This is a genomic window from Klebsiella sp. ME-303 (assembly GCF_007910085.1).
GTDB classification, from domain to species: domain Bacteria; phylum Pseudomonadota; class Gammaproteobacteria; order Enterobacterales; family Enterobacteriaceae; genus Klebsiella; species Klebsiella michiganensis.
Map to the genome: position 1 here is coordinate 21,014 of NZ_VOJB01000076.1, position 22,743 is coordinate 43,756.

At 57.9% G+C, this 22,743-nt stretch carries 21 protein-coding genes and 1 pseudogene; 6 read left to right on the plus strand and 16 right to left on the minus strand.

What is annotated here, in order from left to right; genetic code table 11:
- Positions 1-124: 124 nt before the first annotated feature.
- Positions 125-2,386, minus strand: coding sequence for a 5-methyltetrahydropteroyltriglutamate--homocysteine S-methyltransferase (gene metE, locus FQK12_RS14065; protein ID WP_014227476.1), 2,262 nt, complete (start codon positions 2,384-2,386; stop codon positions 125-127).
- 232 nt (positions 2,387-2,618) lie between these two features.
- Between metE and metR the strand changes: the two genes are divergently transcribed.
- Positions 2,619-3,572, plus strand: a complete 954-nt coding sequence (metR, locus tag FQK12_RS14070; protein ID WP_014227475.1) for an HTH-type transcriptional regulator MetR — start codon at positions 2,619-2,621, stop codon at positions 3,570-3,572.
- Here metR and FQK12_RS14075 read toward each other — a convergent pair.
- The 3 genes from FQK12_RS14075 to pldB form a co-directional block, all read right to left on the minus strand.
- Complete coding sequence (locus tag FQK12_RS14075; RefSeq protein WP_014227474.1) at positions 3,460-4,359, minus strand: carboxylate/amino acid/amine transporter; 900 nt, start codon at positions 4,357-4,359, stop codon at positions 3,460-3,462. The two genes, metR and FQK12_RS14075, sit on opposite strands and share 113 nt — an antisense overlap.
- An 88-nt stretch (positions 4,360-4,447) precedes the next feature.
- The gene (yigL, locus tag FQK12_RS14080; protein WP_014227473.1) at positions 4,448-5,248 is read right to left on the minus strand and encodes a sugar/pyridoxal phosphate phosphatase YigL; all 801 of its coding nucleotides are present in this window, start codon (positions 5,246-5,248) and stop codon (positions 4,448-4,450) included.
- 43 nt (positions 5,249-5,291) lie between these two features.
- Positions 5,292-6,284 (minus strand): lysophospholipase L2, encoded by a 993-nt coding sequence (gene pldB, locus FQK12_RS14085; RefSeq protein WP_004097574.1) that lies wholly within the window; start codon positions 6,282-6,284, stop codon positions 5,292-5,294.
- 109 nt (positions 6,285-6,393) lie between these two features.
- Here pldB and rhtB point away from each other — a divergent pair, with 109 nt between their 5' ends.
- Both rhtB and FQK12_RS14095 read left to right on the plus strand, forming a co-directional pair.
- Positions 6,394-7,014 (plus strand): homoserine/homoserine lactone efflux protein, encoded by a 621-nt coding sequence (gene rhtB / locus FQK12_RS14090; RefSeq protein WP_014227472.1) that lies wholly within the window; start codon positions 6,394-6,396, stop codon positions 7,012-7,014.
- 12 nt (positions 7,015-7,026) lie between these two features.
- Positions 7,027-7,323 (plus strand): annotated as a pseudogene (locus FQK12_RS14095) (ISNCY family transposase); the annotation flags it as partial.
- Positions 7,324-7,364: 41 nt separating this feature from the next.
- Here the strand turns inward: FQK12_RS14095 and rhtC are convergent.
- The 3 genes from rhtC to pldA form a co-directional block, all read right to left on the minus strand.
- Positions 7,365-7,988 (minus strand): threonine export protein RhtC, encoded by a 624-nt coding sequence (gene rhtC / locus FQK12_RS14100; RefSeq protein ID WP_004097571.1) that lies wholly within the window; start codon positions 7,986-7,988, stop codon positions 7,365-7,367.
- 61 nt (positions 7,989-8,049) lie between these two features.
- On the minus strand, positions 8,050-9,876 hold the full coding sequence (recQ, locus tag FQK12_RS14105; protein ID WP_004097570.1) for an ATP-dependent DNA helicase RecQ: 1,827 nt from the start codon (positions 9,874-9,876) through the stop codon (positions 8,050-8,052).
- A 67-nt stretch (positions 9,877-9,943) separates the two neighbouring features.
- Complete coding sequence (gene pldA, locus FQK12_RS14110) at positions 9,944-10,816, minus strand: phospholipase A (protein WP_004097569.1); 873 nt, start codon at positions 10,814-10,816, stop codon at positions 9,944-9,946.
- Positions 10,817-10,971: 155 nt separating this feature from the next.
- On the opposite strand from pldA, the gene yigI reads away from it, so the two are divergent.
- Together yigI and rarD are read left to right on the plus strand one after the other, a co-directional pair.
- On the plus strand, positions 10,972-11,436 hold the full coding sequence (gene yigI, locus FQK12_RS14115) for an acyl-CoA thioesterase YigI (RefSeq protein WP_004097567.1): 465 nt from the start codon (positions 10,972-10,974) through the stop codon (positions 11,434-11,436).
- Between the two features lie 49 nt (positions 11,437-11,485).
- A complete protein-coding gene (rarD, locus tag FQK12_RS14120) occupies positions 11,486-12,379 on the plus strand; it encodes an EamA family transporter RarD (RefSeq protein ID WP_014227470.1) in 894 nt (297 codons plus the stop codon).
- Positions 12,380-12,420: 41 nt separating this feature from the next.
- Here the strand turns inward: rarD and corA are convergent, their stop codons facing one another.
- The 9 genes from corA to FQK12_RS14160 all read right to left on the minus strand — a co-directional run bounded on the left by corA (position 12,421) and on the right by FQK12_RS14160 (position 20,962).
- The gene (gene corA, locus FQK12_RS14125) at positions 12,421-13,371 is read right to left on the minus strand and encodes a magnesium/cobalt transporter CorA (protein ID WP_004097564.1); all 951 of its coding nucleotides are present in this window, start codon (positions 13,369-13,371) and stop codon (positions 12,421-12,423) included.
- A 149-nt stretch (positions 13,372-13,520) separates the two neighbouring features.
- Positions 13,521-13,577, minus strand: coding sequence for a YsgD/CorL family protein (ysgD, locus tag FQK12_RS27995; RefSeq protein WP_349817343.1), 57 nt, complete (start codon positions 13,575-13,577; stop codon positions 13,521-13,523).
- 148 nt (positions 13,578-13,725) lie between these two features.
- On the minus strand, positions 13,726-15,888 hold the full coding sequence (uvrD, locus tag FQK12_RS14130; protein WP_014227469.1) for a DNA helicase II: 2,163 nt from the start codon (positions 15,886-15,888) through the stop codon (positions 13,726-13,728).
- Between the two features lie 77 nt (positions 15,889-15,965).
- Positions 15,966-16,682: a 5-amino-6-(5-phospho-D-ribitylamino)uracil phosphatase YigB gene (gene yigB, locus FQK12_RS14135; RefSeq protein WP_014227468.1), complete on the minus strand. Its 717-nt coding sequence runs from the start codon at positions 16,680-16,682 to the stop codon at positions 15,966-15,968.
- Positions 16,682-17,584, minus strand: coding sequence for a tyrosine recombinase XerC (gene xerC, locus FQK12_RS14140; protein ID WP_009651718.1), 903 nt, complete (start codon positions 17,582-17,584; stop codon positions 16,682-16,684). Before xerC ends, yigB begins: the two co-directional genes overlap by 1 nt.
- Complete coding sequence (locus FQK12_RS14145) at positions 17,581-18,288, minus strand: DUF484 domain-containing protein (protein WP_014227467.1); 708 nt, start codon at positions 18,286-18,288, stop codon at positions 17,581-17,583. The genes xerC and FQK12_RS14145 overlap by 4 nt, the downstream gene beginning before the upstream one ends.
- Positions 18,285-19,109 (minus strand): diaminopimelate epimerase, encoded by an 825-nt coding sequence (dapF, locus tag FQK12_RS14150; RefSeq protein ID WP_004127458.1) that lies wholly within the window; start codon positions 19,107-19,109, stop codon positions 18,285-18,287. The genes FQK12_RS14145 and dapF overlap by 4 nt, the downstream gene beginning before the upstream one ends.
- Positions 19,110-19,134: 25 nt before the next feature.
- Entirely contained in the window at positions 19,135-19,338 is a 204-nt protein-coding gene (lptM, locus tag FQK12_RS14155; RefSeq protein ID WP_009651708.1) for an LPS translocon maturation chaperone LptM, read from the minus strand.
- 163 nt (positions 19,339-19,501) lie between these two features.
- Positions 19,502-20,962: a PLP-dependent aminotransferase family protein gene (locus FQK12_RS14160; RefSeq protein WP_014227466.1), complete on the minus strand. Its 1,461-nt coding sequence runs from the start codon at positions 20,960-20,962 to the stop codon at positions 19,502-19,504.
- Between the two features lie 132 nt (positions 20,963-21,094).
- On the opposite strand from FQK12_RS14160, the gene FQK12_RS14165 reads away from it, so the two are divergent.
- On the plus strand, positions 21,095-22,741 hold the full coding sequence (locus FQK12_RS14165) for an amidohydrolase (RefSeq protein WP_014227465.1): 1,647 nt from the start codon (positions 21,095-21,097) through the stop codon (positions 22,739-22,741).
- Positions 22,742-22,743: the final 2 nt, after the last annotated feature.

Consider the following 22,743-nt stretch of genomic DNA (forward strand, 5'->3'; position numbering starts at 1 on the left):
GGGAGCGGGTGGACGTTGTCCAGACGCTGCCGCCTCACGCCGAACAGTTCTTCACATTCGGTTTTGCCAGCGAAGAGAAGAAACCAAAAAAGGAGGCCGGGGCCTCCCACAAGTGTGATTTATATTACGCCTGGCGCAGGTTTTGCGCGGCCTTGACCATGTTGGCCAGCGCGGCGCGCGTTTCCGTCCAGCCGCGGGTTTTCAGGCCGCAGTCCGGGTTCACCCACAGGCGCTCTGCCGGGATACGCTGCGCGGCTTTTTCCAGCAGCGCTTCAATCCACTCCACGCTCGGCACGTTCGGGGAGTGAATGTCGTACACGCCCGGCCCGATTTCATTCGGGTAGTCGAACGCTTCGAACGACTCCAGCAGCTCCATATCAGAGCGCGAGGTTTCGATGGTAATCACGTCCGCATCCAGCGCGGCGATGGAATCCATGATGTCGTTGAACTCGCAATAGCACATATGGGTGTGGATCTGCGTGTCGTCTTTCGCCACCGCAGCATTGATACGGAAAGCTTCCACCCCCCATGCCAGATACGCATCCCAGTCGCTACGCTTCAGCGGCAGGCCTTCCCGCAGGGCCGGTTCGTCGATCTGGATGATACCGATACCGGCGGCTTCCAGATCCGCCACTTCATCGCGCAGCGCGAGGGCTATCTGTTTCGCAATCGTTTCACGGCTGACGTCCTCACGCGGGAAGGACCAGCAAAGAATGGTCACCGGGCCGGTCAGCATGCCTTTTACCGGTTTGTCGGTCAGGGACTGAGCGTATTTTGCCCACTCGACGGTGATCGCCTCCGGGCGGCTGATATCTCCGACGACCACCGGCGGTTTGACGCAGCGGGAGCCGTAGCTCTGTACCCAGCCGTTCTGCGTGAAAATAAAGCCGTCCAGGTGTTCGCCGAAGTATTCCACCATATCGTTACGCTCGGCTTCACCGTGTACCAGCACGTCCAGCCCCAGTCGCTCCTGCTCAACGATCGCCTGCTTAATGTGTTCGGCGATGCCGGTGCGGTAGCGGTTAGCATCGAGATTGCCCTTTTTGAAGTCCAGACGCAGGCCGCGGATCTCGGTGGTCTGGGGGAAGGAGCCGATGGTGGTGGTTGGCCAGGCCGGCAGCTTAAAGCGGGCGCGCTGCGCTTCGGCGCGAACTTCGTAGACGCTTTGACGCTGGCTGTCCTGAGCGGTAATGGCCGCCAGACGCTTCTCTACCGCAGCGTTGTGCACGCGGGTTGACTGGCGACGTGCCTGGATCGGCGCGCTCCAGTCAGCAATCGCCGCGGTGTCGCCGCTGTTCAGCGCATCGCGCAGCAGCGCCAGCTCCCGGCATTTTTGCAGGGCGAAGGCAAACCAGCTCTTCACTTCGGCATCGAGCCGCGTTTCCACGTTCAGATCGATCGGGCTGTGCAGCAGGGAGCAGGAAGAGGCTACCCACAGTTCACGTTTGCCGACGATATCTTTAACCTGCGCGTATTTCTCGCTCAGATCGGCGCGCCAGACGTTGCGGCCGTTGATCAGCCCCGCGGAGAGCAGCCAGTCGGCAGGCAGGCGCTTATGCAGTTCGGCGACATCGTCCTGGCCGTGGACCAGATCCACATGCAGGCCCTGTACCGGCAGTGCGGTGATGGTGTCGAGGTTATCGGTAATGCCTTCAAAGTAGGTAGTCAGCAGCAGCTTAAGCTGACCGCTAAGGGCCGCGTAAGCCGGTTTGAAGGCGTCCAGCCACGCCTGCGGCAGCTCGAGCACCAGCGCCGGTTCATCAATCTGCACCCACTCAACGCCGCGTTTTGCCAGTTCAGTCAGCACCTGCTGGTAAACCGGCAGAATATCGTTCAGCAGGCTCAGGCGGTTGAACGGCTCGCCTTTCACCTTACCGAGCCACAGGTAGGTGACCGGCCCCAGCAGAACAGGCTTCACCTTGTGGCCCAGCGCCAGCGCTTCGTCCACCTCATCCAGCAGCTGGGTCCAGCTCAGTTTGAACCGTTGGCCCTTCACAAATTCCGGCACCATGTAGTGGTAGTTAGTGTTAAACCATTTGGTCATTTCCGCCGCCGCGGCCGGTTCGCCGGTCGGCGCGCGGCCGCGGCCTATGCGAAAAAGGGTATCAATATCAACGGAGCCGTCTTTGTTCTGATGACGAGCCGGCACGTTGCCAAGCCACAGGCTGGTGGTCAGAACATGGTCGTACCAGGCGAAATCGCCCACCGGTAGCAGGTCAATGCCCGCCTGCTTCTGCTGTTCCCAGTGGCGAGCGCGCAGTTCGCGGCCAACGGCCAGCAGTTCTTCGCGGCTGGTATTGCCCGCCCAGTAGCTTTCTTGCGCTTTCTTCAGCTCGCGGCGCAGGCCAACGCGAGGGAAACCGAGGGTGTGGTTAATAATTGTCATTTTTTGAGCCTCATAATTGCAATCCGAAAGATTTCGGATTTAGGGAAGGCGGCAAACTTGCTCATCCCCAGGAGCTTACTGAAGTAAGTGACTGGGGTGAGGAAGTGCAGCCAACGCTGCCATAAATTCGAAAGATAAAGGATTTAGACGTCCAGATGTTTACACATCCATAATTGGCAGTTACTGTATATTCCTCAAGCGCAAATTATTCATGCCGAAGTGAAGGACTTTCATGATCGAAATTAAACACCTGAAAACGCTACAGGCGTTGCGGAATAGCGGCTCTCTGGCAGGCGCGGCGGCGGCCCTGCACCAGACCCAATCCGCCTTGTCCCACCAGTTCAGCGATCTGGAACAGCGCCTCGGCTTCCGTCTGTTTGTACGTAAAAGTCAGCCGCTGCGCTTTACTCCGCAGGGAGAGATCCTGCTGCAGCTGGCCAATCAGGTCCTGCCGCAAATCAGCCGCGCCCTGCAGGATTGCAATGAGCCGCAGCAAACCCGGCTGCGTATCGCCATCGAATGCCATAGCTGTATTCAGTGGCTCACGCCGGCGCTGGAGAGTTTCCGCGCCCGCTGGCCGCATGTGGAGGTGGACTTTCAGTCCGGGGTGATCTTCGACCCACAGCCGGGCCTGCAGCAGGGCGAGCTGGATCTGGTGATGACCTCCGATATCCTGCCGCGCAGCGGACTGCACTATTCGCCAATGTTTGATTTCGAAGTACGCCTGGTGATGGCGCCGGATCATCCGCTGGCGACAAAGGCGCGCATCGCGCCCGAGGATTTAGCGACCGAAATGCTGCTGATTTATCCGGTCCAGCGCGCACGTCTGGATATCTGGCGTCACTTCCTGCAGCCTGCCGGGATTAGCCCGCAGCTGAAGAGCGTCGACAATACGCTGTTGTTAATTCAGATGGTGGCGGCGCGAATGGGCATCGCCGCCCTGCCGCACTGGGTCGTGGAAAGCTTTGAGCGCCAGGGCCTGGTGGTGACCAAAACCCTGGGCGAGGGACTGTGGAGCCGACTGTACGCCGCGGTGCGCGACGGCGAGCAGCGCCAGCCGGTTACCGAGGCGTTTATTCGCTCAGCGCGGAACCACGCTTGCGATCATTTACCGTTTGTGCGGAGTGCGGAGCGACCCAACGTCGATGGACCCATAGCGAGGCCAGGATCACCAGAGCGCCAATAATAAAGCTCGGCCAGCGGGGCTGCGTCTGCCAGATGGCCAGGTTCACCAGCAGCCCGGCAGGCACGTGCATATTGTTCATGATGCCGAGCGTACCGGCATCCACCTGGGTGGCGCCGTAGTTCCACATAAAGTAACCAATCCCGGATGCCGCCACGCCAAGAAAGGCCAGGATGCCCCACTGTAGCGAAGTTTGCGGCATTTTCTGCGCGTTACCCAGCATCGACCAGGCAACCGCCGCCACCAGAAACGCCCCGATGTAGAACCAGGCGAAGGCGTTATGCTGCGGCATCGGACGCGTTTCCATCAGGCGCTTATATCCCACCATGCCAATCGCGAAGCTGATGTTGGAGAGTTGAACCAGGATCAAACCGGTCCAGAAATGGTTGGTCACCTGGTCATAACGGATGATGCCCGCGCCGATTACCGCCAGCAGCGCGCTACAGGCGTAGCCCCAGCGCAGGCGACGGCGGCTCATCACATCGTAAATCAGCGTGATATAGAGCGGCGTCAGGACGGTAAACAGCAGAAGCTCCGATACCGTCAGGTACAGATAGGCCTGGAAACTCAGCATATACATAATGCCGAGCTGCATCGCCCCCACCAGCATATACAGGCCGATGGTTGACAGGCTCTGCCCGCGGGTGCGCAGGAAGGGCAAAAACACCAGCGCCGCCAGGCCAACGCGCGCCAGCACCGCAAAATAGCTGTCGACGTGGCCTGCCAGGTATTCGCCATACAGGCTAAAGGAAAAGGCCCACAGAATGGTGGTGATAATCAGTAGCGCCACAATGAATGTCTCATAGAGTAAAGAACACGCATTGTAGCGAAGTGACAGGTTGACGACTGCTTATTAATTAAACAATCGTCAATCTTTTTTAGTCAAGATAGAGTTTACGCAGGTAGTGGGGAACGGCGTCATCGACGTTGCTGCCGATCACTTCCAGCTCAGGATGCAGGTCTTTCAGCCGCTGGTGCGCGTTGGCCATAATGCAGCCCTTGCCCGCCATTGACAGCATTTCCGCATCGTTCATACCGTCGCCGAAGGCGATACACTCTTTCAGGCTATAGCCGAGCATTTTCGCCACGGCCTCCAGCGCATGCCCTTTCGACACGCCGCCCGCCATCACTTCGAGGCAGGTAACGGTAGAGAAGCTCACGTTCACCCGATCGCCCCAGCGGGCGTTGATCGCCTGCTCCAGCGGCAGCAGATGCTCATGATTATCGCAGGTGAAAAAGACTTTGCTGATCCCTTCAGGATCCAGCTCGCCCGGCTCGTACAGCTTGTAGTTAAACACCGCCTCTTTGAAGAAGCGCATCTCTTCCGGACGATGGCGATTCATATACCACTCATCTTCACGATAGACGTTGGTCACAATCGCCGGATCGTTACGCATCATTTCGAACAGGTCGGCGGCGATATCGCGGTCAAGGTTGTGGGCGAAGATCTGCTTCCCTTCGCTATCGTGCACGCGAGCGCCGTTCGAGGTGATCATATAGGATTTAATGCCGAGATTATCGCGAATTTGCCCAACATCGATGTAGTGGCGGCCGGTCGCGAACACGAAGTTGATACCGCGTGCGGTAAGCAGCTTCAGCGTCTCTTTGGCGTAGGGAGTTAAGCAGTGATCGGGAGAAAGCAGCGTGCCATCTAAATCAGACGCAACAACCTGGTACATAAAAATTTTAACCTCTAAGCAGGGCGACGAGCGTTTCGCCGGATTAAGTGTGTCGACCAAAAAAATCGACGATAGCGTTTAGCGCGACCGAGCGCATTGCGTCCTTTTCAAAAAGGATCTCATGGTATGCCCCTTCTATGACAAACGGCTTATCCCCTTCACAGGGATGACCGCCAGCGGCGCGAAGTTCACAGTAGCGATCGTGCATACGGTTATCGACCACCCGCTCTTCTTCCGCCTGGAGCAATAATGTTGGCGTGACGTCTTTCTCCGCACCGGCCAGCACCTCTTCGCCGGCGAGGATCCCCTCGCGCACCCAGTGGAACGTCGGCCCGCCGACCCGCAGCTGCGGCTCATCGGCGTAAAAGCGCAGGTTGCGGCGATAGCGTTGACGGCTGTGCGTCAGTACGTTAACCGCAAAGGGCAGCGCCCGCCAGCGGCCGGTACCGAGGGCATACTCTTCACGAATGCGCTGATGGCCCTCAGCCCAATCGAGAATATGGCGCACCATCCAGTCAGGCAGGCGCATAACGATGCCGAACATCGGCGCACAGAGCGCCATCGCGTCGCAATGCTGGTGGTAGCGCTGCAAAAATAGCGTCGCAATAGCGCCGCCCATGGAGTGGGCCAGTATAAACCGTTTCCGCCAGCGTCCGGGTGCCACCTGCTGCTGCCAGAACGCGGCGAGATCGTCAACGTAATCGCTGAAATTAACGACGTGCCCGCGGTGGGTATCTGAAAGCATGCGTCCGGAGCGCCCCTGGCCGCGATGATCGATAATCATCACGTCAAAACCGCTGCGGAAAAGATCGTAAGCCAGTTCGGCGTACTTAACGTAGCTTTCAATGCGACCCGGACAAATAACCACGACCCGGTCATGACTTTTGGCGCAGAAGCGAACAAAGCGCACCGGAACGTTATCCACGCCCGTAAATTCAGCCTCTTCCCGCTGACGCCAGAAATCGGTCAGTGGCCCCATGGTAAAGGCCGCAAACGCGTTTTCTCGTGTTTCCCAGTCCTTTTGCTGCAAAAACATCGGGCTTACACCCCTGATAACCGCTGAAAATCGTTTTTTTATCGTGCATCACACAATGCTTACACAATAGCGTATTGTGGCATAAAAACAGACAATCAGGGAGTTTCTCATGACGTTCGAGTGGTGGTTTGCCTATCTGCTGACATCTCTTATTCTCAGCCTGTCGCCGGGATCCGGGGCGATAAATACCATGACCACCTCAATCAACCACGGTTATCGCGGCGCGGCGGCTTCTATTGCCGGGCTACAGACCGGGCTCGGCATTCATATCGTGCTGGTGGGCGTTGGCCTGGGTACGCTTTTTTCCCGTTCGCTGTTGGCCTTTGAAATCCTGAAATGGGCGGGCGCCGCTTATCTTATCTGGCTCGGCATTCAGCAGTGGCGAGCCGCGGGTTCTCTCGATCTGAATACCCTTGCGCAAGCGCAGAGCCGCGGCAAACTCTTTAAGCGCGCGGTGTTCGTCAACCTGACCAACCCAAAAAGCATCGTGTTCCTCGCCGCGCTCTTCCCGCAGTTTATCGTGCCGCACCAGCCCCAGGTGATGCAGTACCTCGTGCTCGGCGTCACCACCATCGTGGTCGATATTATCGTGATGATTGGCTACGCCACGCTGGCGCAGCGCATCGCCGCGTGGATCAAGGGGCCGAAACAGATGAAAGCGCTAAACAAGGTTTTTGGATCGCTGTTTATGCTGGTCGGCGCCCTGCTGGCCTCTGCGCGCCACGCCTGATGTATAGATAAACAGCAAATTACCGTACTGATAAAATATATGGCCCAGGGGGGAGAAGAGCAGGATGTTCGGCCGCTATTATATGAGCTGGCACAGCGGGTGCCGCAACATGGAGGTGTACTGATGACTCTGGCAGAAAAGTGGCTTGAGGAAGGTATGCAGAAGGGCATTAAGGAAGGCATAAAAGAGGGTAAACGCGCTGCGCTTCTTAACGTCGCAAAGGCCATGCTCGAGCGGGGCATTGATACTACTGCGGTTATGGAAATGACCGGTCTGACGTCCGACGATTTGCAGCAGCTGCGTCATTAATATCCGGCCCGCCCATAACCCTTGGGCGGGCCGCAGAACGCTTAGCGCGAAATAATCAGGTGAATACCAAACCCGGCAAACAGAGTACCGGCAATGCCGTCGATCCACTTCGCCATCCGCTGATAGCCGCGGCGCATGCCCGGTAGGGCGAACAGGCTGGCGACCACCGTAAACCAGGCCAGCGTCTCCAGAACAATCAGCAGGAAAATCCCCCAGCGCGCGCCGGAACTGACGCTGTCGCCGACAAACAGCGAGAACACGGAGCCAAAATAGATAATCGCTTTTGGGTTAGCCAGATTGGTCAGCAGCCCTTTCAGGAAGCTCCGGCCGCTGCGCGCCAGTTCGACCTGAGGCTCTACCGCCGCTGCCGCTTCGCTTTTTTTCAGCGCGCCGCGCAGCATCTGGAAGCCCATCCAGCACAGATACAGACCGCCGCCGACCATAATAATGGTATGCAGCCAGGCCATCTTCTCGATAATCAGGTTCAGGCCGAGCAGCGCTACGCCCGCCCATACCATTACTCCGCAGGTGATCCCCAGCACGCCCATCATCGCCTCTTTGCGGGAGCGGCTAACGGCGGTTTGTGAAACAAAGAAGAAGTCCGGGCCAGGACTCATCAGCGCAATGATATGCACCAGCGCCACGGTGAAAAAAAGCGTCAACATAATTAACTCGCAGGGAAATAGTCAGGACGAAAACTATATTTACACTTTTTCGTCTGGCTGACTACTCATCATCGCCATCCACGTGCGCGCGGATCAGGGCCATAAACTCTTTACCAAAACGCTCGAGCTTACGCGTGCCAACGCCGTTGACGCTGAGCATCTCCCCGGCCGTCAGCGGCGTTTGCTCGGCCATTTCAATTAGCGTCGCATCGTTAAACACCACGTAGGGCGGGATATTCTCTTCGTCGGCAATCGCCTTACGCAGTTTGCGCAGCTTGGCGAACAGCTTGCGATCGTAATTACCGCCAAAGGATTTCTGCATCGCTTTCGGCTTCAGCGCCACAATACGCGGCACGGCAAGCTGTAGCGTCACGTCGCCGCGCAGGACCGGACGCGCGGCCTCGGTAAGCTGTAGCGCAGAGTGCTGGGCTATATTCTGCGTAACCAGGCCTAAATGAATAAGCTGACGGATCACGCTGACCCAATGCTCGTGGCTCTGTTCGCGCCCAATGCCGTAGACCGGCAGCTTGTCGTGCCCCATATCGCGAATACGCTGGTTATTGGCGCCGCGCAGCACTTCCACCACGTAGCCCATACCAAAGCGCTGATTGACGCGGTAAATCGTCGACAGCGCCTTACGCGCGTCCATTAAACCGTCGTACTGTTTCGGCGGATCGAGGCAGATATCGCAGTTGCCGCAGGGCTCCTGGCGCCCCTCGCCAAAGTAGTTGAGCAGCACCAGACGGCGGCAGGTTTGCGCTTCGGCAAAGGCCCCCATCGCGTTGAGCTTATGGCGTTCAATGTCCTGCAGCGGCCCGGCGGGTTTCTCCTCAAGGCAGCGTCGGAGCCACGCCATATCCGCCGGATCGTAAAACAGCATCGCCTCGGCAGGCAGCCCATCGCGCCCGGCGCGGCCGGTCTCCTGGTAATAGGATTCAATATTGCGGGGGATATCGAAATGCACCACAAAACGGACGTTCGGTTTGTTGATACCCATACCGAAGGCTACCGTCGCCACCACGATTTGCAGGTCGTCGCGCTGGAATTTCTCCTGCACGTCGGCGCGGATATGGTTTTCCAGCCCGGCGTGATAGGCCGCGGCGCTGATGCCGCGGCTTTGCAGGCGAGCGGCGGTGTCTTCCACTTTTGAGCGGCTATTGCAGTAGATAATACCCGACTTACCGCGCTGGTCCTGCACGTAGCGCATCAGCTGATCCAGCGGCTTAAACTTCTCCATCAGCATATAGCGGATGTTGGGTCGGTCGAAGCTGCTGACCTGAATGAGCGGGTCGTTTAGATCCAGCAGGCGAACAATGTCGCGACGCGTCGTGTCATCGGCGGTGGCGGTCAGCGCCATAAACGGGATTTGCGGTATCCGCTGGCGCAGCTGCCCTAACGCGGCGTATTCCGGACGGAAATCGTGCCCCCACTGGGAAATACAGTGCGCCTCGTCCACCGCCACCATCGACAGATTCCAGTGCGTAAGATGCTCAAGGAAGTTATCCAGCATCAGGCGCTCCGGGGCGATATACAGCAGGCGAATCTGCCCGCTGCGGCAGCCAGCCATCACCTCCTGCTGCTGCTCCCGGCTCTGGGTTGAATTCAGACACGCCGCCGCCACGCCGTTAGCCAGCAGCTGATCGACCTGGTCCTTCATCAAGGAAATAAGCGGCGACACCACGACGGTGAGACCGCCCAGCACCAGCGCCGGAACCTGATAACACAGCGACTTGCCGCCGCCGGTTGGCATCACCACCAGGCAATCGCGCCCGGCCAACGCCGTATCGATAATGGTTTCCTGGCCCGGGCGAAACTGCTGGTAGCCGAAGGTCTCTTGTAAAACCTGCTTAGCCAGCGATTCCTGATTCAATACTTCCGCCTGCGCCACGTTGACCCCATATGCCTGAAAAGAAAACAGGCGCTATTTTCAGCGCCTGAGAGCCAGAGTGCAACGATTAAAACAGATCGTTGAGCATCAGCCCTACGCCGACGCGGGTCTGATTGAAGTTGTAATCGATGAGCGACTCGCCATAACCGCTATAGACCTGAGTATAGACGCGCACGTGTTTGGTGATCGGATAGCTCACCCCAAGCTCGGCGCCGCCGTAGCCGGTATTCCAGTTATATTGCCCCTGGGCGCTGAGGATGGCGTCGCCCAGCTGATAGCCCACTTTCAGCCGGTAATACCCCATATATTTGGTGATATCCGGATTATCGTCGGTGCTGCCAATCACGTACCAGGGCTTCACCTCAACCAGCCAGTTGCCGTTTTGCGCCATCAGCCGGGTATAGAGGCGGTTCCAGCTGCGGGAGGTGGGATCGGAACGGCCGTTAGAGTCGTGGTTATAACCCATCTCAACGTCGCGCAGCGTCCAGCCGGCGAACGAGTAATCGGTCGCAAACCCGAGGAACAGCTGCGGCTCATAGTTGGTTTCGCGAAACGGCGCGGACTCTTTGCTGTTGGAGAGCTGCCACCAGGATTTTTGCGTATAAGAAGCGCCCAGCAGCGAATTCTCGCCGAGGATCCCTCGCCACAGCGGAAACGCCAGGCTGAGCTGGAACTTCACTTCATCTTTACGCGCATTTTCGGCCCAGTCGTAGCTACGAATCGCTTCTTTATTGAGATCGCTGGTCCACGTATAGAGCAGATAGTTGCTCTCGTAGGGATAGAGCAGGAACGGATTATCATGGTCCTGTAACAGGTTGGCGATAATGCTCCCGCGAACGACCGGAGCGTCGTGGACCTGTTTATTCACCGGCGCGTCCTGCGCCAGAACGCCGGCCGGAAGCGCAACAAGCGCCAGCAGGCAGGCCAAAGAGATACGCATTGCTGTTCTCCTGGATGGATATTTATTATTTCTGTTTAACCCAGGCAGCATTCTACCTATTTATGCGGCATCTGACCTGTTATCCGTTCTTAAAGTAGAAATCAATATTTTAGAAGCATAAAATCAACATTTCATTAACTTATGGAAGTGTTGTTATGTCTGAACTGACCGCCGCCGCCGCCCTGAAGCTGGTGGGAGAGATCTTCGTCTACCATATGCCGTTTAATCGTGCCTTAGGGCTGGAGCTGGAGCGCTATGAAAAGGAGTTTGCCCAGCTGAGTTTCAACAATCAGCCGATGATGGTGGGCAACTGGGCGCAGAGCATTTTACATGGCGGCGTGATCGCCTCAGCGCTGGACGTCGCTGCGGGGCTGGTATGCGTCGGCAGCACGCTGACTCGCCACGACACCATCAATGAAGAAGAGCTGCGCCAGCGCCTGTCGCGGATGGGCACTATCGATCTGCGCGTCGACTACCTGCGTCCGGGCCGCGGGGAACGCTTTACCGCTACCAGCAGCCTGCTGCGCGCCGGTAATAAAGTGGCGGTGGCCCGCGTCGAGCTGCATAACGAAGAGCAGGTGTATATCGCCAGCGCCACGGCGACGTATATGGTGGGTTGATCGGCCTAAATCGAGTAACATCTCTCTCTTTGGCAATGGATTTGTACCGATGGACGCTAAACAAACGCGGGTGGGGATTCTTCTGGCCCTGGCCGCCTATTTTATCTGGGGTATCGCGCCGGCGTACTTCAAGCTTATCTACTATGTTCCCGCCGATGAAATTCTGACTCACCGCGTGATCTGGTCCTTCTTTTTCATGGTCGCGCTGATCAGCATCAGCCGTCAGTGGCCGCAGGTCAAAAGGCTGCTGAAAACGCCGAAAAAGGTGTTCCTGCTGGCGCTCTCTGCGGTGCTGGTGGGCGGCAACTGGCTGCTGTTTATCTGGGCGGTGAATAACCATCATATGCTGGAAGCCAGCCTGGGCTATTTTATCAATCCGCTGGTGAATATTCTGCTGGGGATGATCTTCCTCGGGGAGCGCTTTCGCCGGATGCAGTGGCTGGCGGTGCTGCTGGCCGCCTGCGGCGTGCTGGTACAGCTCTGGACCTTCGGCTCGCTGCCGATTATCGCGCTGGGCCTGGCGTTCAGCTTCGCTTTTTACGGCCTGCTGCGTAAAAAGATCGCCGTGGATGCGCAAACCGGGATGCTGTTTGAGACGCTCTGGCTGCTGCCGGTCGCTGCGATTTATCTGTTTGGTATTGCCGATAGCCCGACCAGCCACATGGGGCAGAATCCGTGGTCGCTGAACCTGCTGCTGATGGCGGCGGGCGTGGTCACCACCATCCCGCTGCTGTGCTTTACCGGCGCGGCGACGCGTCTGCGCCTCTCCACGCTGGGATTTTTCCAGTATATCGGCCCGACGCTGATGTTCCTGCTGGCGGTAACCTTCTACGGCGAAGTGCCGGGCGCGGATAAAATGGTAACCTTCGCCTTTATCTGGGTGGCGCTGGCGATTTTCGTGATGGATGCGGTTTACACAATACGCCGTACGCGTAGGGCATAAAGCCAAGCTGGTACGCAAAAAAGGAGCCGAAGCTCCTTTTTTTACAGCCAGTTTTTACGCTTAAAGTACAGATACGGCGCCAGGCCGGCGAGCATCATAAAGACAATCGCGCCGGGATAGCCAAAGCTCCAGTGCAGTTCAGGCATAAACTCAAAGTTCATGCCATAGCTGGAAGCCACCAGCGTCGGCGGCAGGAACACCACGGAGACCACCGAGAAGATCTTGATGATGCGGTTCTGCTCGATGTTGATAAAACCCATCGCCGCCTGCATCAGGAAGTTAACCTTCTGGAACAGCGATTCGTTGTGCGGCAGCAGGGATTCGATGTCGCGCAGGATCTCACGCGCCTGCTCCAGCTGACCGGCCGGAAGGCGGGCTTTGCGCACGAGGAAGTTCAGCGCGCGCTGGGTATCCATCAGACACAGGCGGACTTTCCAGCCGATATCTTCCTGCTCCGCCAGCGTCGAGAGCGCCTCGTCGTAATCATCGCCCTGACGACCTTCCATGATCACCCGGCTGAGCTTTTCCAGGTCGCTATAGATGTTTTCAATTTCATCCGCCAGCTGCTCGATTTTGGTTTCGAACAGGTCCAGCAGCAGCTCGTAAGCGTTGCCGTCCACCATCGACTGGCTGCGGGCGCGCATGCGATACAGGCGGAAAGCGGGCAGCTCCCGTTCGCGCAGGGTGAACAGACGCCCTTCGCGGATAGTAAACGCTACGGTAGAGTTACCGGCGTGATCCTCAGCATCTTCAAAAAAGAAAAATGAGTGGATATGCAGGCCGTCTTCATCCTCAAAGAAACGCGCTGACGCTTCGATGTCTTCCAGCTCCGGGCGCGTCGCCAGGTTCTGGCCCAATTCCGTTTGCACGCGGCTTCGTTCATCGTCGTCAGGCTCGACCAGATCGACCCACACCGAACTGGCGAGGTGCTTGATCTCGTCGGCTTCCAGACGCGTTAAACGATTGTTTTCCAGTTGAAATGCGCTCAGCATGACCGGGACTCCCAATGCAAAAAATTATCGGACAGTTCGGTGGGCACACAGAAACAATTTGGGTTTCAGACCATTAAGCCTGACTCAGAGCGACGGGAATAGAACGGGTCGCCGACAACCGCTAAGGCTATCAGCATAAGAGGATAGCCTTAGGAGTTGTTCCTGATGGGCAGGAAATTGAGCCAGCATCTACTGGGTGTGTCCAAGGCGAATGTCCTCTTAGCGTAATCGTGCGCGCATGTTACGCCAGCGCAAAAACGGCGTCAACACGCAACGGAACGCTAAAGAGCAAATCAAGCTCCTTAACGTATAAAGGTAGCAGAATATTACAAAATAATGATACTTTTCTTACTGTTACACTGTTTCAAGCCGGGCATACGCCGCGACCAGCCATTTAATCCCCTGCCCCTGAAACGCAACCTGCAGGCGGCTGTGTTCGCCGCTGCCTTCGAGGTTCACGATCGTGCCTTCGCCAAACTTGGCATGGCGCACGCGCTGGCCCAGCTTATAGCCGGTGTCGTTTTCCGCCATCGGCGTCCCCATCCGCTGATGGCTGACCGGACGGCTCACCGTGGCGCGCAGCCGCACCTCTTCCACGCACGACTCCGGCAGCTCGCCGATAAAGCGCGACGGACGGTGATAAACCTCTTTGCCATACAGGCGGCGGGTTTCCGCATAGGTCAGCGTGAGCTTCTGCATCGCGCGGGTGACGCCGACGTAGGCCAGACGGCGTTCTTCTTCCAGGCGGCCGCCCTCATCAAGCGCCATCTGGCTCGGGAACATCCCCTCTTCCACGCCGACGATAAAGACCTGCGGGAACTCCAGCCCTTTCGCCGAGTGCAGGGTCATCAGCTGTACCGCATCCTGCCAGGTATCCGCCTGCCCTTCTCCCGCTTCCAGCGCCGCATGCGAGAGGAACGCCTGCAGCGGCATCAAATCTTCATCTTCTTCGTTGTAGCTGAACTGGCGCGTTGCCGTCACCAGCTCCTCTAAGTTTTCAATGCGCGTCTGGCCTTTCTCGCCTTTCTCCTGCTCGTACATCATGCGCAGGCCGGAGTCTTTAATCACCCGATCGGTCTGCACGTGCAGCGGCATATCGGCGGTTTCCTGCGCCAGGGCGTCAATGAGCTCCATAAAACGCTGCAGGGCGCTGGCGGCGCGTCCGGCAAGCACTTTATCTTTTAACAGCTCGCGACAGGCCTGCCACAGCGTCAGCTGACGGTCGCGCGAGGTCTGGCGCACCACGTCCAGCGTGCGATCGCCGATACCGCGCGTCGGGGTATTCACCACGCGCTCAAAGGCCGCGTCGTCATTACGATTGGCGATCAGACGCAGATAGGAGAGCGCATCTTTGATCTCCTGGCGTTCGAAGAAGCGCATGCCGCCATAAATACGATACGGCATGCTGGCCTGCAGCAGCGCCTCTTCCAGCACGCGCGACTGGGCGTTGCTGCGATACAGAATCGCGCACTGCTCCAGCGCCCCGCCGTTTTCCTGCCAGGTTTTGATGCGGTTGACGACAAAGCGCGCCTCATCAAGATCGTTAAACGCGCAGTAGAGCGAAATCGGCTCGCCGTCGGCGCCGTCGGTCCACAGCTTTTTCCCCAGGCGCCCGCTGTTGTTTTCAATCAGGGCGTTGGCCGCGCTGAGGATATTGCTGGTCGAGCGATAGTTTTGCTCGAGGCGGATAGTTTCCGCGCCGGGGAAATCGTTGAGGAAGCGCTGGATGTTCTCCACCTGCGCGCCGCGCCAGCCGTAAATGGACTGATCGTCATCGCCGACGATCATCACCTTGCCGGTATCGCCCGCCAGCAGGCGGATCCACGCGTACTGAATGTTGTTGGTATCCTGAAATTCGTCCACCAGGATATTGGTAAAGCGCTCGCGGTAGTGCTGAAGAATGTGCGGCTTGTTGAGCCACAGTTCGTGGGCGCGCAGCAGCAGTTCGGCGAAATCCACCAGCCCCGCCCGATCGCAGGCCTCCTGGTAGGCCTGATAAACTTTCTGCCAGGTCTGCTCAACCGGGTTACCGTAGCTCTGTATATGGTGCGGGCGCAGCCCTTCATCTTTCTGGCCGTTGATGTACCACATCGCCTGACGCGGCGGCCACTGCTTCTCATCGAGATTCATCGCCTTAATCAGACGCTTGAGCAGGCGCAGCTGGTCTTCGCTGTCGAGGATCTGGAAGTCCTGCGGCAGGTTGGCGTCAAGGTGATGAGCGCGCAGCAGCCGGTGCGCCAGCCCGTGGAAAGTGCCGACCCACATACCGCCCTGGGTGGTACCCATCAGTTGGCCAATACGATGGCGCATTTCCGCCGCCGCTTTGTTGGTAAAGGTCACCGCCATAATGGAGTAAGGGGAACAGTGCTCAACGCTCAGCAGCCAGGCGATGCGGTGTACCAGTACGCGCGTCTTACCGCTGCCCGCGCCTGCCAGAACCAGCATGTTAGTACGTGATGCCGCAACGGCTTCACGCTGTTTGTCATTAAGGCTGTCGAGCAGGTAAGAAACGTCCATTGGCACCGCCGGAAATGAGACGCCCGGCAACGTTCAGTCCACCAGGCTACTGTTAATTTATACAGAACTACTGACGATTATATCAGCGAGGTCAGAGATGCCAACCGTGAAATTTCGATGTGCGGTAACAGGCGGCTGTCGGCGGTGCGCATCAGGTCTGCGCCCTGCGGTTTGATCCAACAGGCCTGCATGCCGCAGCGAATGGAGCCCGCCACGTCGGTCGTCAGATCGTCCCCGACGTGCAGAATCTGCCCCAGCGGCAGCGCCAGCCGCTCGGCTGCGAGATGATACATATCGGCAAAAGGCTTAGAGCGCCCGTCCGGACCGGCGCGCAGCACGAAGCGGAAGTAGTCGCTCAGGCCAAAAAGCTCCGGCTGGGCATTACCATTGGTAATGGCCACCAGCGGCCACTTTTCCGCCAGCTGCGCCAGCGTATCGTGCGTCTCCTGCGGGACATCGATCAGGCTGCGCCAGTGGGCGAAGTTCGCCATCGCTTCCTCGGCCCCCGTTTTCGCCAGCGCCGCAGAAAGCCCGGCGTTGATCATCCCCAGCTCCAGCGCGCGGCGGCGCCACTCGGTGACATCGTGGTAAATTTCCGGCTCTGACGCCAGCAGCGTCTGGCGCAGCCGGTTGAGTTCGCTGGCGTCAAATTGACTCAGCGACGGGTGGTAGCTGCGCACAAAGCTCAGCGACTCATGCAGCGTTCGGTCAATCACCGGACGGTTGTCATAAAGGGTATCGTCCAGGTCAAATGTCAGTGCTGAAATCTGGCCCAGAGGTCGGTAAAAACGCATTATTTCCCCCGTTTGGCGCGCGGATGCGCCGCATCGTACACCGACGCAAGGTGTTGAAAATCAAGATGGGTATAAATTTGAGTGGTGGACAGATTCGCATGACCCAGCAGCTCCTGCACCCCGCGCAGATCGCCGCTCGACTCCAGCATATGGGTCGCGAAAGAGTGGCGCAGCTTATGCGGATGCACGTGGCTGTTGAGGCCCTGCTTAATGCCCCATTCGGCAAAGCGCTTTTGCACGTTACGCGCGGAAATTCGCTTACCCAGCTTTGATAAGAACAGGGCGTCTTCATCAGCGCCGAACAGGCCGCGCAGGTCGAGCCAGTGCTCAATCCACACCACCGCGTTGCGGCCAATCGGCAGGCGGCGCTCTTTGCTGCCTTTGCCCATCACCCACACCTCGCCGGATTCCAGATCGAGGTGCTTAATGTCGAGATTCACCAGCTCCGAGAGACGCAGTCCCGCGCCGTACATCACTTCCAGCATCGCCCGGTCGCGTACCGCCAGCGGATCGTTAAGATCGATATCCAGCAGTCGGTTAACGTCGTCGACGTCGATATTTTTCGGTAAATGGCGCGGTGTTTTCGGCGCCGAAATCCCCTTCGCCGGATTCGCGGCCAGTTCGCCCTGGCTCACCAGCCAGTCAAAGAAGCTGCGTAAGGCGGAGAGACGTAAAGCCAGGCTGGCTGGCCCCAGCCCCTGGCGACGGCTGCGCACCGCCAGGCTACGGACCTGGGCAGCATCGCACTGCTGCCAGCTTTTCAGCCCGGCGCTATCCGCCAGCGCGATAAGCGTCTCAAGCTGGCGGCGGTAGTTCAGCAGCGTTATCGGGCTCAGCTGACGCTCCACGCCAAGATAGCGTAAAAAGCGTTCTACGGGCGTAAACAGCGGCGAGTCGGTCATGCGCGCTCGATCCAGCGCTCCAGCAACCCCGGGAGCATCGACGCAATTTCATGCAAAAGCTGCGTTCCCTGACCTTGCTGATAGTGCTGAGGGTCGCGACTGCTGAACAGCATCACGCCGGGCGCTTTATCTCCCCCCAGCAGCGACATCGCTACCGAACCCACGGCTTTTGCTTCCGGCAGCACCACCAGCAGTTCCGGGCCGTTTAATGGGCCAAGATAATGGCGCTGTTGCCCAAGACGCTGAATGCGAATCGGCTCAAACGCCTGACGGCTTATCGCCAGATGAGTGAATTTGGAGGGCGCGCCGAGCCGCCAGCTGTCGGGAAACAGGCGCACCGTGGCGCCCGCCAGGCCCAACTCGCGCGCCCAGCGATGAAAGCGGTTCAGCATTTCATCAAGGCTATCGGCCGCCGCCAGCCGCGTCTGGAGATCAAACAGGCGCTGAAACAGGCTTTCGTTAGCCGTCGCCTGGGCCATCAGCAGCGTCATATTCTCTTCCAGCACGTTGATATGGTTCCGCGCCCGCGCCATGTGCCATTCCACCAGCGAGACCGAACCACGTACCGGATGCGGCACCGACATATGCTCCACCAGCGCCGCATTACGAATAAAGAATTCAGGATGTTGCAACAGATAGTCCACCACTGCGCGATCGTTCAGCTCGCTGGCGAGTTCCTGCTGTTCTTCCCCGACTTGTTTCATAAATGAATAAATCCGTCATAGACATGTGCCGCCGGGCCAGTCATATACAGCGGTTGGCCCGGACCTTTCCAGGCGATATCAAGACGCCCGCCGGGTAATTCCACGCGGACCTCCTCGCCCAGTAACCCCTGCTGGATACCGACTGCCGCCGCCGCGCAGGCGCCGCTACCGCAGGCCTGCGTTTCACCCGCGCCGCGTTCATACACGCGCAGGCGAATATGGGAGCGGCTGACCACCTGCATAAAGCCGATGTTCGCCCGCTCCGGGAAGCGCTCGTGGTTTTCCATCACCGGGCCGAGCGTTTCCACCGTCGCGGTTTCCACATCATCGACCTGGATAACGCAGTGCGGATTGCCCATGGACACCACGCCGCACAATACTGTCTGTTCAGCGGCGCGCATGATATAGGTCTTTTCCGCTTTGTTGGCGCGGAACGGCACCTGCGACGGTTCGAAGTTTGGCTCACCCATATTCACGCGCACCAGATCGTCTTCCGTTACGCTTAATACCATACGGCCGTTCGAGGTACTGACGCGGATGTCACGTTTATTGGTCAGGCCTTTCAGGCGCACAAAGCGGGCGAAACAGCGCGCGCCGTTGCCGCATTGCGCCACCTCGCTACCGTCGGCATTGAAGATGCGATAGTGGAAGTCGAGCTCCGGATCGTAGGGCGGCTCAACCACCAGCAGCTGATCGAAGCCCACACCAAGATGCCGATCCGCCAGACGACGAATCAGTTCCGGTGAGAAAAAAACATTCTGAGTTACCGCGTCAACAACCATAAAGTCATTGCCAAGGCCATGCATTTTAGAGAACTGCATCATCTACTCCAGCAGCGCGGAACTGTCAGTAATTCACCTGGGTCGGACCACCGCTATCACCGCGATCGTTACGATCCGGCGTAGAGCTCTGGATACCGCTATCAACCGGTTTAGTCGGCGGAGGCGCCGTTTTATCCGCTGGCGGGAAATAGAGCGGCCCTTTCAGACCACAGCCGGTGAGGCTGAGGACCGCAAATAAAACGGCAAGCGCTGGGAAAACGTTTTTCATGGATAGTAGCCCGTAATTCATTCTTTCTGTTTTCTATCATCGCAGGAGAAGACGTAAAAGCAAGCGTTTAGGGCAGCTTTATGACATCTGAAAAGCGGCTTTCCACCAGGGTTACAGCGCAAACGCGTTGGTAGATATACGCTGATGATTCATTTTAGCAGGGTCACTGCCAGCATTTTTTTAGCGCCTGTATCGACTGCACAATATCCGCTTCCATCACGCCGGCAAATCCCAGCACCACGCCGTAATGATGGCGGCTTTCAGGCGTACCGGGGATCCACAATGCGCTCAGCGGCGTAATTTCCACGCCTGCCGCCTGGGCCTGGCTAACGAGACGGGTTTCTGTTTCAGCATCATCCAGCGTAATCGCCGCATGTAACCCCGAGGCCACTTCCGGCATCACGCCAATATGGCTCAGATGCTGATTCCACTCGGCCAGCAGCAGATCGCGACGGCTTTTACTGATTCTGCGCATTCGCCGGATATGGGGCTGGAAATGACCCTCCGAAATAAAGCTCGCCATCACCTGCTGGTCGTTCATTGGCGGCTGGCGGGTGGATAGCGTACGCAGCAGGTTCAGCGGTTCCACCAGCTGTTGCGGAACCACCATGTAGCCCAGGCGTAGCGCGGGATACATCACTTTGGAAAACGAACCGATATAAATCACCCGATGGCGGTTATCCAGCGCGGCGAGCGGCATCAGCGGCGTGCCGTTATAGCGATACTCGCCGTCGTAATCATCCTCCATAATCCACGCCTGATGCTTTCTGGCCCACTCCAGCAGCGTCATCCGCCGCGATAGCGAGAGCGTCGCGCCCGTCGGGTACTGGCATGACGGGCTCACGTAGACCATCCGGGCGTCGGGATAATCCGTCAACTGCGCCGTCTGAAGCCCCTCATCATCAACGTTAATCGCTTTAATATTCAAACCAAGGCAGGAGAATACGCCCGCCGCCGCCCAGTGGCAGGGGTTTTCCATAATGACGTCCTGCCCGACGCGCAGCAGCAGCGCGGAACAGAGCATTATCGCCTGTTGTGCGCCAAGGGTAATAATCACCTGAGCCGGATCGCACTTCAGGCCGCGCGAGGTATGCAGATAGCTGGCGATAAGCTCGCGCAGCTGTAAATCGCCCGCCGGAACGCCGTAACCCATTTGCGCAATGGGTCGCCGCCGCCAGAAGCGGTTTTGCAAGCGCGACCAGGTATCAAACGGGAAATGGTCAATCGCGGGCATGCCGATGCGAAAAGCCTTCGGCGGGCCATCGTGCACAAAATGGCGATTAAACCGCGCCGTCAGCGGCAGGCGCGAGTCGACGCGTAAGGCAGGAATTTCAGGGACGTCGGGGCCTTCGTCAACCTCCTGCCCGCGATAACGTATATAGGTGCCGTCGCCCTGTCGGGTTTCAATCAAATCGTCGGCATATAAACGCTCGTAGACCGAGACCACCGTATTGCGAGAAACCCCCAGCAGCCGCGCCAGCTCACGCGTCGCGGGTAGTTTAGCCCCGTGAAGACCGGGCGTATTCACCATCTTCTCTCTCAGGGCGCGATAAAGCTGCTCGCTACGCTTTCTGCCAGCATCCAGCTTTATACCCGTTAAATCAAAAGGCAGAGCAACCGACAAATTGGCACCTTAATATCGTGGGTTTTTGGTCCTGTTATACATCCAATATGACAATTAGCATAGGCGCATTAATACTCATGATGAAAGCGACGCCTTTCATCGCTCTCTGAACCCTCAATGATTGAGCCTACTATGTCAGCATCAGAAATCACGATTTTTGCCGCTAAAAAAATCATTACGATGTGCCCGAACCGCCCGGAGACCACCCATGTCGCGGTGCGCGGCGACCGTATTTTAGGCACCGGCACGCTTGAAGAACTCACCGGCTTTGGCGAATACCAGCTGGACGAGACCTTTGCCGATAAAGTGTTAATGCCCGGCCTGATTGAAGCCCACTCGCACGTCACCGGCGGCGGTATGTGGCAATTCCCCTATGTGGGTTACTACGATCGCCCGGACCATACCGGTAAAGTCTGGAAAGGCTGCCGCTCTTTTGACGACGTCGTCAGCGCGCTGCAGGCGGTGGAACGTGAGATGACCGATCCGCACGCGCCGCTGATCGCATGGGGCGTTGATCCCATTTATTTCGGCAGCGAAAAGCTGGGTCGCGAACATCTGGACCGCGTCTCAACCACCCGTCCGGTCGCGGTTATCCATATGAGCATCCACCTGATGGGCGCCAATACCGCCGCGCTGCACGACTGCGGAATATTTGACGATTGCCAGATTGAAGGCGTGGTGAAAAATCAGGACGGTACGCTGCACGGCGAGCTGGTGGAGTTCGCCGCCATGGGGCCAATCCTGAATAAATATGGTTTCTGGGACGAACTCACCACCGAAATCGCCATCGCCAATTTCGGCCAGGAAGCATTTCGCGCAGGCTGCACCAGCGCAGCCGATATGGGTCTGACCGATTTCAGCAATCCCGAGCTGATGACCAACTACATCCGCATGACCCGTGAAGAGGACTTCCCAATTCGTCTGCTGGTGGCCTACGGTCCTCCTTTCGTCAAAAAACCCTTCCAGGAAGCGCTGGATTTCGCCCCGGACGTTATGCGTCACGGGCACGAAAAAATGCACTTCGGCCCGATGAAAATCTTCCTCGACGGCTCTATCCAGGGTGGGTCAGGACGGATGCTGGAGCCCTTCTATTATCTGGATGGCCACAACGGCGCGTGGAACGCCACGCCGGAAGAGGTGGAGCAGCAGGTCTACGACATCATGTCCCGCGGCTACCAGGTTCACTGCCACTGTAACGGCGACGAGGCCTCGGAAGCGTTCATTAAAGCCGTCGAGAAAACCCTGAATCGTATTCCGGCAGTGAACCACCGAGCGGTGATGCAGCACGCGCAGATGCTGCGTGAAGATCAGTTCAAACGCATCAAAGAGATGGGTATGGGCGTGAATTTTTTCAGCAACCACGTCTATTACTGGGGCGATCAGCACTACAGCCAAACCATGGGCCCGGAGCGCGCAATGCGTATGGACGCCTGCGGCAGCGCGGTGCGCCACGGTATTCCTTTCGCCTTCCACAGCGATTGCGGCATCACCCCCATCAACCCGCTGTTCACCGGCTGGTGCGCGGTGAACCGCCTGACGGCATCCGGGCGCGTACTGGGCGAAGCGGAAAAAATCTCCGTCGATCAAGCGCTGCACGCGATGACCCTCGGCGCGGCATGGACCATGAAAATGGACCATCTGATCGGCAGCATCGAATGCGGTAAATACGCCGACTTCACCGTGCTGGAAGACGATCCGCAGGCCATCGAGCCGGTTCAGCTTAAAGATGTGAAGGTCTGGGGCACCGTGCTGGGCGGTAAGAAACAGCAAATCCAGTAATC

What these genes read in the sequence shown, in the direction of transcription:
- lptM (WP_009651708.1), bottom strand. Translation starts at nt 19,338, where the DNA reads ATGAAAAACGTTTTCCCAGCGCTTGCCGTTTTATTTGCGGTCCTCAGC.
- xerC (WP_009651718.1), bottom strand. Translation starts at nt 17,584, where the DNA reads ATGACCGACTCGCCGCTGTTTACGCCCGTAGAACGCTTTTTACGCTAT.
- yigB (WP_014227468.1), bottom strand. Translation starts at nt 16,682, where the DNA reads ATGCGTTTTTACCGACCTCTGGGCCAGATTTCAGCACTGACATTTGAC.
- dapF (WP_004127458.1), bottom strand. Translation starts at nt 19,109, where the DNA reads ATGCAGTTCTCTAAAATGCATGGCCTTGGCAATGACTTTATGGTTGTT.
- corA (WP_004097564.1), bottom strand. Translation starts at nt 13,371, where the DNA reads ATGCTGAGCGCATTTCAACTGGAAAACAATCGTTTAACGCGTCTGGAA.
- rarD (WP_014227470.1), top strand. Translation starts at nt 11,486, where the DNA reads ATGGACGCTAAACAAACGCGGGTGGGGATTCTTCTGGCCCTGGCCGCC.
- yigI (WP_004097567.1), top strand. Translation starts at nt 10,972, where the DNA reads ATGTCTGAACTGACCGCCGCCGCCGCCCTGAAGCTGGTGGGAGAGATC.
- FQK12_RS14165 (WP_014227465.1), top strand. Translation starts at nt 21,095, where the DNA reads ATGTCAGCATCAGAAATCACGATTTTTGCCGCTAAAAAAATCATTACG.
- rhtC (WP_004097571.1), bottom strand. Translation starts at nt 7,988, where the DNA reads ATGTTGACGCTTTTTTTCACCGTGGCGCTGGTGCATATCATTGCGCTG.
- FQK12_RS14145 (WP_014227467.1), bottom strand. Translation starts at nt 18,288, where the DNA reads ATGAAACAAGTCGGGGAAGAACAGCAGGAACTCGCCAGCGAGCTGAAC.
- yigL (WP_014227473.1), bottom strand. Translation starts at nt 5,248, where the DNA reads ATGTACCAGGTTGTTGCGTCTGATTTAGATGGCACGCTGCTTTCTCCC.
- uvrD (WP_014227469.1), bottom strand. Translation starts at nt 15,888, where the DNA reads ATGGACGTTTCTTACCTGCTCGACAGCCTTAATGACAAACAGCGTGAA.
- metE (WP_014227476.1), bottom strand. Translation starts at nt 2,386, where the DNA reads ATGACAATTATTAACCACACCCTCGGTTTCCCTCGCGTTGGCCTGCGC.
- metR (WP_014227475.1), top strand. Translation starts at nt 2,619, where the DNA reads ATGATCGAAATTAAACACCTGAAAACGCTACAGGCGTTGCGGAATAGC.
- rhtB (WP_014227472.1), top strand. Translation starts at nt 6,394, where the DNA reads ATGACGTTCGAGTGGTGGTTTGCCTATCTGCTGACATCTCTTATTCTC.
- pldB (WP_004097574.1), bottom strand. Translation starts at nt 6,284, where the DNA reads ATGTTTTTGCAGCAAAAGGACTGGGAAACACGAGAAAACGCGTTTGCG.
- pldA (WP_004097569.1), bottom strand. Translation starts at nt 10,816, where the DNA reads ATGCGTATCTCTTTGGCCTGCCTGCTGGCGCTTGTTGCGCTTCCGGCC.